Raw genomic sequence first — 9,869 nt, 5'->3', positions numbered from 1 at the left:
CGTCCTCCGCCCGGAGCCCGCCGAGCATCGGCAGCCCGGCGCCCCAGGCCCGTACGGTCCGCTCGGCCAGGGCCTCGATCTGCCCCGGGCCGTCGGCGGTGAGCCGCCGGCCCACCCGCCAGTCGTCCATCAGGGCCTCGATCCCGTCGGCCGGGTCCTCGGGCAGGGCCCGCGCCCGCTCCTGCGGTGCGGCGTCGCGCAGCCCCGCCCACATCCGGTGCAGCCGCGGCGCGGAGCCCAGTCGTGGCTCCCCGTCGAGCACGGCCCGCCACAGGTGCGGCAGCAGCGCGGCGACGGCGGTCATCTTCCGTACGCCCAGGGCCGACGACATCTCGTTGGCGATGAGCCAGCCCTTGACCGCGTACGGGTCTCGGCCCTGGTGCAGCCATTCGCCGTGCGTGAGCCCGCTGAGCTTGGCGATGTCGAGGCGGAGCGCGTCGCTCGGCCTTGCTTCCCGTACCGCCTCGTAGCCCAGCTGGACGAGCCGCCGGGCGACCGTCTCCGTCAGACGGTCCTCGGTGCGGCGGTCGTCCCGGTGGTCACCGGCGTACGGACTGACCGCCCGGAACAGCGCCTCAAGGACGCCTTCCACGACCAGCTCGCGGGGCAGTGTGGCGGTGGCCGACGGATCGAGCAGTGCCGCCTCCGGCCGCAGTACGCCGCCGAGGATCAGCCGCTTGCCCTGCGGGTACGCCAGGCAGGCGACCGCGCTCACCTCGCTGCCGGTGCCGAGGGTGGTCGGTACGGCGAGCAGCGGGACGGTACGGGTGACCTCGCCCGGCAGGCCCATCAGGCCGCCGCGCTGGGGCACGGTGAGGCGGGTGTACGCGACCGGGTTGGCCCGCAGCAGAGCCGCGATCTTCGCCTGGTCGAGCACCGATCCGCCGCCGATGGCGACCACCAGGCCGATGCCGGCGCGCTTGTCGGCGAGGCCTTCGGCGATCGCGGCAGCGGTGCCGAGATCACCGGGGCCGGTGGTCAGTGGTGTCTGGGTCGTCCGCCAGCGGGCCCGGCCGAGGCGGTTGCGAACCAGGGCCGTGATCCCCGCCGTCGCGACAGCGCTGTCCACGAAGAGGGCGGCCGTGCGGCCCGCCCCGTCGGGGAGCCATGCCGTGAGTGCGTCGGGACCGATCAGCGCCCTGGTCGGTCCGCCCCGGCCGTAGCTCATGCCGGTACCTCCGCGTGCGCTTCCGCCGACGCCGACTGGCCGGTGAACAGGGCCAGTCCGGCGCGGATGCGGTCCATCAGCTCGGTCAGTTCCGCGTCGGTGTAGGTCAGCGCGGGGAAGAGCTGGATGCCGTGGACGCCGGGGTGCACGATGGCGCCCGCCGTACGGATCGCGGCGACCAGCTCCGGGACGCGTGCCTGCGGCAGCGGTTCCCCGTCCGGGGTGGTCAGCCGCAGCGAGCGGAAACAGCCCACACCGGTGGTGCCCGTCACCCAGGGGTGCTCGTCGACCAGCGCGGACAGCTCCGCGTCCAGCCGTTCGCCCAGCGCCCGGCCGAGGGCGACCGCGTCCAGGCGGCGCATCTCGGCGATGGTGGCCAGGATGGCGGCGCAGGTGACGGGGGTGCCGGCCTGGGTCTCGCCGTGGGTCAGCATGGCGCCCGCCGTGTCGAAGGCGTCCGCGACCGTGTGCGAGGCGATGACGGCCGCGGCGGCGCCGGTACCGTTGGTGAGCCCCTTGGAGGTCACCAGGAGGTCGGGCCGGGCGGACCAGCGCTGGGAGGCGAAGAAGTCGCCGGTACGGCCGAAGCCGGTGGCCACTTCGTCGGCGACCAGCAGGAAACCGTACTCCTCGCGCAGCCGCAGCAGCTCGTCGACGTACTCCTCGGTGAGCGGCACCGCCCCCGAGCCGAGCACCGGCTCGACGACGACGGCCGCGACCATGGCTCCCTGACGTTCCATCAAGGTGCGGATGCCGAGCGGGTCGTTGGGGTCGACGTGGCGAATGAGACGCTGGTCGACGCCGTACACCTGTTGTCCGAGGTCCTCGCCGGTCAGCGCGAAGCTGCCGTACGTCAGACCGTGGTAGCTGCCGCGCAGCCCGACCACGAGTTTGCGGCGGTCCTCGCCGCGCAGTGCGTGGTAGTGGCGGGCGAGCTTCATGACCAGGTCGTTGGCGGCGCCACCCGAGGTCGAGAAGAGGACCCGGCCGTAGGTGTCGGCGCCGCACAGCTCGACGAGGGCGGCGGCCGCGGCCCGGGCGTAGGTGTTCTCGTAGCGGAAGACGCTCAGGTACGAGGCTTCGCGGAGCGCTTCCGCGGCGGCCTGGGCGATGGCCTCGTTGCCGTAGCCGATATTGGTGTTCCACAACCCGCTGGAGGCGTCGAGGAGTTCGCTGCCGTCGGCGTATCGGACCCGTACTCCGTGCGCGGAGACCGCGCAGAGCGCGTCCGAGCCGTGCAGGGCGGGGGCCAGGAGGGACGGCCACAGCGCGTTCTTCGTGTGTACGGGACTCATGGTGTGACCTCCGTTTCGAGTAGTACGTCGTGGTGGCGGGAGCCGACGGCCGGCAGCGGGTGCCGGGCGCGGACGGCGAATCCGGCGGCGCCCAGTTCGGCTTCGAGGAGGGCGGCGGGCAGCACACCGACGCTGGTCGTGGTGACCTGGACGGGACTGTCGTCGTCCGGGATCCGCGCCGGGAAGACGGTGACCGTGCGGGCGCTGTCGCCGACCGCCCAGTGCTCGTACATCCGGTAGGCGCGGCCGGCTTCGGCTTCCACCACCAGTTCGGCTTCGGCGGGCTGGCCGGAGTCCGTGTCCATGCCGACGGTCGACAGAAGGAACCGGCCGCCGGGCGCGAGGTGTTGGCGTACGGCCCGGTAGAGACCGGTCCGGCCTCGCTCGTCGAGGAGCGAGACGGAGGTGGTGCCGAGGACGATCACCGGGAAGGTGCGGCCGAGCGCGAAGGCGCTCATGTCGGCCTCCACGACCGTGCAGCGCTCGCGCAGGGCGGCGGGCGCGGCGGCCAGCCGGTCTTCGAGAAGCCGCAGCATGTACGGGGAGAGGTCGAGGGCGGTGACCCGTCGGCCCAGCGCGAGCAGCGGCATGGTCAGCCGCCCGGAGCCGGCCGCCAGGTCGAGGACATCGCCGGGCAACGTCCTGACGAGGCTGGTGAGTTCACGTACTTCGTGGGTGCTTCGGCCGGCCACGTCGTGGTAGACCTGCGCGCCCGCTTCGGCGTAGAGGTCGCCGGTGACGGCTCGGGAGCCGAGCTCGGCGAGCAGCTCCCCGGCCCGTCCTGGAATGGGTGTCGGGGCCGTCGGGGTCGTCGGAGTAGTGAGGGTGGTGAGTGTGGTGAGTGTGGTCATCGTGGTCACACTCCGGCCCGGGCGAGGAACCGCTCGATCCGTACGGTGTGGTCCGGATCGGCGAACTCCGCCGCCGCCTCGGCCGAACCGCAGGCCAGCAGTGCCTCGACCGGCGTGGCGGCTGCCCGTTCCACACTGAAGGTGCGGCTGGGGGCAGGGGCGTGGACGTACACGTCCTGGTCGGTCCACAGGAGGAGCGGCGCGTCCGCGTCCCGAAGATCGGCGTCGGCGCCGGCGTCGGCGGCCAGCGCATCGGTGATCCGCCCGCCGAAGCCGGAGACCCGGATGCTGCCGTCCACACCCCGGGCGCGCAGGGCCCGGATCGCGCCGAGGGCGGCCAGGTAGCGCCCGAGCCAGGGCCGGGCGGCCAGTTCGGTCCGCCGAAGGTCGTGGTCCACCACCGTCCCCAGGCACACCGCGCATGTTGCCTGTGCGCCGCTGTTGAGCCGCTGCCACTGCGCGTCGAGGAGTTCGGGCCCGTCGCCCGCCGTACCGAGGCGGGTACCGCCCGGCGTGGTGGAGACGGCTCCGTCCGCGTCGACGTACAGCCGGTACCGGGGTCCGGCGGCCGGCGTGCGGTCGGAGCCGAGGCCGGGCAGGTCGGCGAGCTGGATGGCGGGGTGGGTGAGGAAGTCGGGGAAGGTGCCGTCGAGCAGGGCCCGGTCGGCGTCGGAGAGGAAGACGTCGAAGTCCGTGTCGTCGGCGATCCGGACGAGGGTCGGCCCGGCGACGGACATGTACTCGCTGATGCCGTAGCCCTGGATCTGGAGGTAGAAGCCCGCGCCTGGCGAGAACTCGCCGCCGGCCCCGGCCAGCGACCCTTCGTACCCGACGATGCGGCGGCCGTCCACGGTCGTGTCCTCGCCGGGCACACCGGGCACGAGTACCAGCGTTTCCGTCCCGACAACACCGGAATTCATCATCGCCGTAAGGTGCTCCCGGTTTTCCAGTACGACGGTTTCCGCACCGCCGTACGAGAATTCACCGGTAGTGGTGCCGGCACTGGCCGTACCAGTCCCCCAGCGGATGAGCCGCTCTTTCAGATCAGCCATTGTTTCGTCTTCCCCCACGGTCAGGCGGCCAGGGCGGCCAGAATTCGCTTCGTTTCGTCCAGGGCCGCTTGTGGGCCGTACAGATTACAAACGCCGGTCAGGTTCAGGACGACCTCGTCCACCCCTGCCTCGCGGAACGCGCCCAGTTTTCCGACGAGTTCGTCCGGGTCTCCGCTGAGGAACGCCCCGCCGTCGACGAGCGCCTTGGCGTTCGCCGCCGGGTCGTCACCGGTGACATCCGTCCCGGACCGGCGCAACATGTCGATGTAGTGGGCGCCTTGGAGATGGGCGGCGTTGCTCGCGAGCGCCAGCTCGGCGGGTTCGCGGTCGGGCCGGGCGAGGGCGAGCGGCACGATGGCGGTGAGCCTCGGCGTTCTACGCCCTTTGCCCCCCTTGCTCCCCTTGCCGTCCGCCGCGTTCGCCGCGCCTTCGCGCATCGCCGGGAGCACGGTGTCCCGCAGATAGTGCGCCGGAGTCAGCCAGGTCACGGCGACATCGGCAACCTCACCTGCGAGCTTCGCCATGCCGGGCCGCAGCACACCGAGCCCGATCTCCACACCCGGCACCGGGTAACGAGGCATCTCGGCCCGGCAGCTGAAGTACTCGCCCCGGGTGTCGACGGTCTCGCCCGCCAGCAGTCCGCGCACGATCGAGAGGTACTCGCGCGCCGCCGTGAGCGGACTGCGGTACGCCTCGCCGAGCAGCGACTGCTGCAACGGCCGGCCGCCGGGCCCGAATCCGGCGATCACCGGCTGCCCGGTGGCCATCGCCAGCGAGCGGGCCTGGAGAGCGGCCTCGTACGGGTGGCGGAGCGGCATGAGCGTGACGCCGAGTCCGGTCGGCACGCGGAATCCCGCTCCCGCCGCCGCGACGAATCCCTGGTGCGGCTCGATCATCACGGACTGCCCCTGCCAGAGGCGGCTCGCGTTGCTCCAGTGCACCAGTCCGGCGTACGGAAGGATTTGTTCCGGCCGGCGCGGGAGAAAGGGCAGGAGTACGGAATAAGAAGTCATGCCCTGTCCTCCATTTCGCGACGTAATTGGTTGATGCCGAGTGGTACCGCTTGTCCTGCGTTTCTTTTTCTTCTGTCGGCGTTCGTTCGTTCCGACACAGAGAACAATGCCAAAGCGGAGCACGTCATCGGGCAGTTCCAGGGCGCTACTTGCTGCCAGTGACCGTGCAGCTTGTTGCAGGTACCCTCACAGTGATCACACCGCCGGATTCAGGCCGTCCTGCGTGCCTGACCAGCGCGCCGACTTGCGACCGGTGACCGATTGCGTTCTGTACGGAGGCACCATGGGGGAATTGTCCGTACTCGGGCTCACCGATACGGAAGAGGGCATCTACCGGCACTTTCTACGGAACCCCGGCACCACCGCCGAGGACATCCAGCTACTGCTGCATGTCCCGTTGGACGAGATCGGCAGCGCGCTGGAGCACCTGTCCGAGCTCGGCCTGCTGCACGAGACGGAAGGGACCGGAACCGGAACGGACAGCGGGCCAGGGGCGATCTCCGCCGCCGACCCCGAGATCGCCGTGGACCGGCTCACCGACCTGCGGCTGCGCGAACTCCACCAGCAGCTCCAGCAGGTCACCCAGTCCCGGCACCTGATAGCCGGCCTGCGCGCCGAGCAAAGCGTGAAGGAACAGCCGGACTCCGGGAGAATCGAGCGCCTGGAAGACCTCGGCCAGATCCGGGGCCGGATCGACGACCTGGCGTTCTTCGCCCGCGAGGAGATCCTCTCGGTCGAGCCGTACACCGAGCTGACTCCGGCGAACATCGCGCACGCCCGGCCGCTCGACACCCGCTGTCTGCGACGCGGGGTACGGATCCGCAACGTCGTACTGCGCGAAGCCCTGGACCATCCGCCGACCGTCGGCTATCTGCGCGACCTCACCTCGCTCGGCGCGCAGATCCGGGTCGCGGACACCATCGCGGAACGGCTCCTCGTCTACGACCGCCGCACAGCGCTCGTCCCGGTCGACCCGGCCGACACCCGGCGCGGGGCTCTGCTCGCCCGGGAGGCGGGGCTGGTCGCGAACATCCTGGCGCTGTTCGAGAAGATCTGGGACCAGGCCACCGATCTCACCGTGCTCATCGACGAGCAGGCCGGGGCGGAGGGCGGCGGGCTCTCGGAGATGGAGCGGCAGGTCCTGGAAGCGATGTGCCACGTCGGCAAGGACGAATCGGGGGCACGCTCGCTGGGTGTGTCGGTGCGGACGTACCGCCGACATGTCGCCGACGTACTGCGCATCCTGGGCGCGAGCAGCAGGGCGCACGCGGCGCTCCTTGCACGGGAGCGCGGCTGGGTGTGAGACCGGCGTAGGACCCTGGGCGCCGCCGCCGCAGCAGCAGGCAGCAGGCAGCAGGCAGCAGGCAGTAGTAGTACGACAAAGGGGGTGCCCCGGCGGTCAGACCGCCGGGGCACCCCCTTGTGTTGCTGTCGACCGCTGCCGACCGTTCTCGCTGTCGCTACGCCTTCGGCTTCTCGATCTGCCACCCGTTGACGGGCTTCGAGGTGTCGCCACCCTGCTCGCCGCAGAGCGGCAGCCGTACGGGCAGCGGAGTCGCGCAGACGCGCTCGGCGATGGAATCGACGACCCCCAGAGCGGTCACCCCCGACTGCGCGGCCTGAACGTGTGCCTGAGCCTGAGCCTGAACCTGTGCCTGTGCCTGTGCCTGTGCCGGCCCCTGCCCGCCCACCACCGCGAACGCGAGCGCCGCACCCGCCACCACGGCGGCCTTCTTGAACCCGGTGAACGCAGTGAAACCCTTGAACCCCATGACGTACTCCCCCGTTTGCTGTTCCCCGCGCGTTCCGGGCCGGTCGTGCCCCCGCGGTGTCCCCCACTCTGCCAACGGAAGCCGCGGACAGGGCGGCGAATCCTGTCAGCTTGCTGCACGCGCTCACTCAGCTTCATGCCATGCACGCCCGACAGCGACGCCGCCCCGGGTCGGGCGCCGCGTGACCGAGCGGGCCCACCCCGCTCATCAGCGGGCCGGGGGCCAGTCCGGCAGCTCGGGCGTGGACGGGGGCGGCTGGGCCGTGGTGAGGCGGCGGTAGGCGGCGCGGGCCTGGAGGAGGCGGGCGAGGGTCGTGCCGGTGAGGGCGGCGGTGAGGAGGCAGACCAGCCAGAAGGTGTCGCGCGGACTGGTCCAGGTCAGGACGCCGGCGGGTGGGATGGCGAACCCGTTGAGGAAGAGCCAGCACAGGGCGGCCGTACCCGGGGCCGCGGTGAAGCGGGCGTGCACGCCCAGGAGCGCGGCGAGCAGGGACAGCGCGGCCAGCGCCAGGCCGGGGCGGTCCGTGCCGACCAGCGCGTTGAGAACGGCCACCAACGACATCGCGCCCGCGAAGGCCGTGGCCCACACCAAGGGGGTCGCCACGGGCTGGGGGACGGGGCGGGGGCCGGTCCCCAGGGAAACCCACTGGATCACGGGCACGCTCCGGGGGTCTTGGGGGCATGCGCTCCGGGAGGCGTGGGGCCTTCAGGCGTCGTGGGTGCTCCGGGGGGCGTGAGTGCTCCGGGGGGCGTGAGGCCACCGAGCACCGCAGGACCCCCAGACGACGTGACGCCACCGAGCGCCACAGGTCCTCCGGCGGGAACGGGGCCTCTGGGGGGCGTGAGGCCTTCTGCTCCGGAGGGAACGGGTATCCCCGTGGCGTGGGGCTCGCGGGCTCCCGCGCCACGAGTCGTGGGGACATCCGCGCCACGAGTCTTGGGGACATCCGCGCCGCGGGTCCTGGGGGCCTCCGCTGCGGCCGGTCCGCCGGCCGTCGGGGCGCCCGGGCCACGGGCCCTGAAGGCAGTCGGTCCACTGGTTGTCGGGGCGCCCGCTCCGCGCACCGGGAAGGCGTCCGCCGCACGGGTTGTGGGGGCACCCGTTGGGATCATGACGGTGGTTCCTTTCGGTCATCCCCGGTGGCGGGTCGGGAGGCCGGTCCGGGGTTGAAGGGGGATTGTTCCATCGGGTGCCGACCGCACGACCGGCAGCCGGTTTCCGGGGTCTCGTTAGGGTGGCACCGACGGTTGTCCGATGACATATCCGAATCAGACAGGGGGCCAGCCGTGGGTGCTCCGCGCCTCAGTAGTACGCCGTTGCCGGGGATCGGGGTCCGTTACGACCTCACGACCAAGGAGCAGCGGCGGATCTCGGTGGTCGCCCATCGGGACGGTGCGCGCACGTTGAGCGCGTACCAGCAGGACGATCCGGACGCGTGTGCGCTGTCGGTGCGGCTGACGTCGGGAGAGGCGACCGCCCTCGTCGACGCGCTGACGCCGGACCACCACAGCCCGAACCTGTTGTCCACCACGGAGCTGGGGCTGGTCGCGGAGCGGATCGAGCTGACGTCGACGTCCCACTGGAACGGGCGCGTGCTGGGCGACACCCGGATGCGGACCGAGACGGGCGCGTCCATCGTGGCCGTACTGCGGCGGGCCGAGGCGATTCCGTCGCCGACGCCGGACTTCCGGCTGGCCGGCGGTGACACGCTCATCGTGATCGGCACCCGGGAGGGTGTGGAGGCGGCCGCGGCGATACTCGGGCGGGAGTGAGCGGTTCGTGTACGCCTCCGCTCAGGCCGCAGCCCAGTCCGCAGGGCAGTCCGCCGCTCAGTTCCTCGCCCAGTCGTCCACCACGCACTCCTCCGCCGTCTTCCTGGTCGAGTTCGGCGCGATCATCCTCGGGCTGGGGCTGCTGGGGAGGTTCGCCGGGCGGTTCCGGCTCTCGCCGATACCGCTGTATCTGCTGGCCGGGCTGGCGTTCGGTGAGGGCGGGCTGCTGCCGCTGGGGACCAGTGAGGAGTTCGTGGCGATCGGCGCCGAGATCGGCGTGATCCTGCTGCTGCTCATGCTCGGGCTGGAGTACACGGCGACTGATCTCGTCTCCAACCTCAAGACCCAGTACCCGGCCGGCCTCGTCGACGCCGCCCTCAACGCCCTGCCCGGCGCCGCCATGGCACTGCTGCTCGGCTGGGGCCCCGTCGCCGCCGTCGTACTCGCCGGCGTCACCTGGATCTCCTCCTCCGGCGTCATCGCCAAGGTCCTCGGCGACCTCGGACGGCTCGGCAACCGCGAAACGCCCGTCGTGCTGAGCATCCTGGTCCTGGAAGACCTCTCCATGGCCGTCTACCTGCCGATCGTCACCGCGCTGCTGGCCGGGGTCGGTCTGGCGGCGGGCAGCGCGACCCTGGCCATCGCGCTCGGTACGGCCGGGGTCGTGCTGCTGGTGGCGGTGCGCTACGGGCGGCACATCTCCCGCTTCGTCTCCAGCGACGATCCCGAGAAACTGCTGCTCGTCGTGCTGGGGGTGACGCTCGTCGTCGCCGGGCTCGCGCAGCAGTTGCAGGTGTCGGCGGCGGTGGGCGCGTTCCTGGTGGGCATCGCGCTGTCGGGTGAGGTCGCCGAGGGCGCGCACGGTCTGCTGGCGCCGCTGCGGGACCTGTTCGCCGCCGTGTTCTTCGTCTTCTTCGGCCTGCACACCGACCCCGCCAGCATCCCG

10 protein-coding genes are annotated in these 9,869 nt (G+C 71.7%); 3 read left to right on the top strand and 7 right to left on the bottom strand.

What is annotated here, in order from left to right; translation table 11 throughout:
• The 5 genes from mpaC to AWZ10_RS13830 form a co-directional block, all read right to left on the bottom strand.
• Positions 1 to 1,168: daptide-type RiPP biosynthesis dehydogenase (mpaC, locus tag AWZ10_RS13850; RefSeq protein ID WP_060891195.1), on the bottom strand; the 1,168-nt coding region annotated here is incomplete at its 3' end.
• Positions 1,165 to 2,463, bottom strand: coding sequence for a daptide-type RiPP biosynthesis aminotransferase (gene mpaD / locus AWZ10_RS13845; protein ID WP_060891194.1), 1,299 nt, complete (start codon positions 2,461 to 2,463; stop codon positions 1,165 to 1,167). The genes mpaD and mpaC, both read right to left, overlap by 4 nt.
• Positions 2,460 to 3,314, bottom strand: coding sequence for a daptide-type RiPP biosynthesis methyltransferase (mpaM, locus tag AWZ10_RS13840; RefSeq protein WP_046706141.1), 855 nt, complete (start codon positions 3,312 to 3,314; stop codon positions 2,460 to 2,462). The genes mpaD and mpaM overlap by 4 nt, the downstream gene beginning before the upstream one ends.
• Before the next feature lie 5 nt (positions 3,315 to 3,319).
• Positions 3,320 to 4,366 carry a daptide biosynthesis RiPP recognition protein gene (gene mpaB, locus AWZ10_RS13835; protein WP_060891193.1) on the bottom strand — a complete coding sequence of 349 codons (1,047 nt, stop codon included), beginning with the start codon at positions 4,364 to 4,366 and terminating at the stop codon, positions 3,320 to 3,322.
• A gap of 20 nt (positions 4,367 to 4,386) precedes the next feature.
• Positions 4,387 to 5,379, bottom strand: coding sequence for an LLM class flavin-dependent oxidoreductase (locus AWZ10_RS13830; RefSeq protein WP_060891192.1), 993 nt, complete (start codon positions 5,377 to 5,379; stop codon positions 4,387 to 4,389).
• Between the two features lie 283 nt (positions 5,380 to 5,662).
• Between AWZ10_RS13830 and AWZ10_RS13825 the strand changes: the two genes are divergently transcribed.
• Positions 5,663 to 6,682 (top strand): helix-turn-helix transcriptional regulator, encoded by a 1,020-nt coding sequence (locus AWZ10_RS13825; protein WP_060891191.1) that lies wholly within the window; start codon positions 5,663 to 5,665, stop codon positions 6,680 to 6,682.
• Between the two features lie 157 nt (positions 6,683 to 6,839).
• On the opposite strand, the gene AWZ10_RS13820 is transcribed toward AWZ10_RS13825, so the two are convergent.
• Positions 6,840 to 7,151 carry a hypothetical protein gene (locus tag AWZ10_RS13820; protein ID WP_060891190.1) on the bottom strand — a complete coding sequence of 104 codons (312 nt, stop codon included), beginning with the start codon at positions 7,149 to 7,151 and terminating at the stop codon, positions 6,840 to 6,842.
• Positions 7,152 to 7,358: 207 nt separating this feature from the next.
• Entirely contained in the window at positions 7,359 to 7,805 is a 447-nt protein-coding gene (locus AWZ10_RS13815) for a hypothetical protein (protein WP_060891189.1), read from the bottom strand.
• A gap of 632 nt (positions 7,806 to 8,437) precedes the next feature.
• On the opposite strand from AWZ10_RS13815, the gene AWZ10_RS13810 reads away from it, so the two are divergent.
• Positions 8,438 to 8,923 carry a cation:proton antiporter regulatory subunit gene (locus tag AWZ10_RS13810; protein WP_060891188.1) on the top strand — a complete coding sequence of 162 codons (486 nt, stop codon included), beginning with the start codon at positions 8,438 to 8,440 and terminating at the stop codon, positions 8,921 to 8,923.
• Positions 8,924 to 9,026: 103 nt separating this feature from the next.
• Positions 9,027 to 9,869, top strand: an 843-nt coding sequence (locus AWZ10_RS13805) for a cation:proton antiporter (RefSeq protein WP_167365950.1), incomplete at its 3' end; no start/stop codon positions are given.

Source organism: Streptomyces europaeiscabiei (assembly GCF_001550375.1).
Classification (GTDB): Bacteria; Actinomycetota; Actinomycetes; order Streptomycetales; family Streptomycetaceae; genus Streptomyces; species Streptomyces europaeiscabiei.
Note: the sequence above shows the minus strand (reverse complement) of the source record. Positions and strands in the feature narration are given on the sequence as shown.

What these genes read in the sequence shown, in the direction of transcription:
- mpaD (WP_060891194.1), bottom strand. Translation starts at nt 2,463, where the DNA reads ATGAGTCCCGTACACACGAAGAACGCGCTGTGGCCGTCCCTCCTGGCC.
- mpaM (WP_046706141.1), bottom strand. Translation starts at nt 3,314, where the DNA reads ATGACCACACTCACCACACTCACCACCCTCACTACTCCGACGACCCCG.
- mpaB (WP_060891193.1), bottom strand. Translation starts at nt 4,366, where the DNA reads ATGGCTGATCTGAAAGAGCGGCTCATCCGCTGGGGGACTGGTACGGCC.
- AWZ10_RS13830 (WP_060891192.1), bottom strand. Translation starts at nt 5,379, where the DNA reads ATGACTTCTTATTCCGTACTCCTGCCCTTTCTCCCGCGCCGGCCGGAA.
- AWZ10_RS13825 (WP_060891191.1), top strand. Translation starts at nt 5,663, where the DNA reads ATGGGGGAATTGTCCGTACTCGGGCTCACCGATACGGAAGAGGGCATC.
- AWZ10_RS13820 (WP_060891190.1), bottom strand. Translation starts at nt 7,151, where the DNA reads ATGGGGTTCAAGGGTTTCACTGCGTTCACCGGGTTCAAGAAGGCCGCC.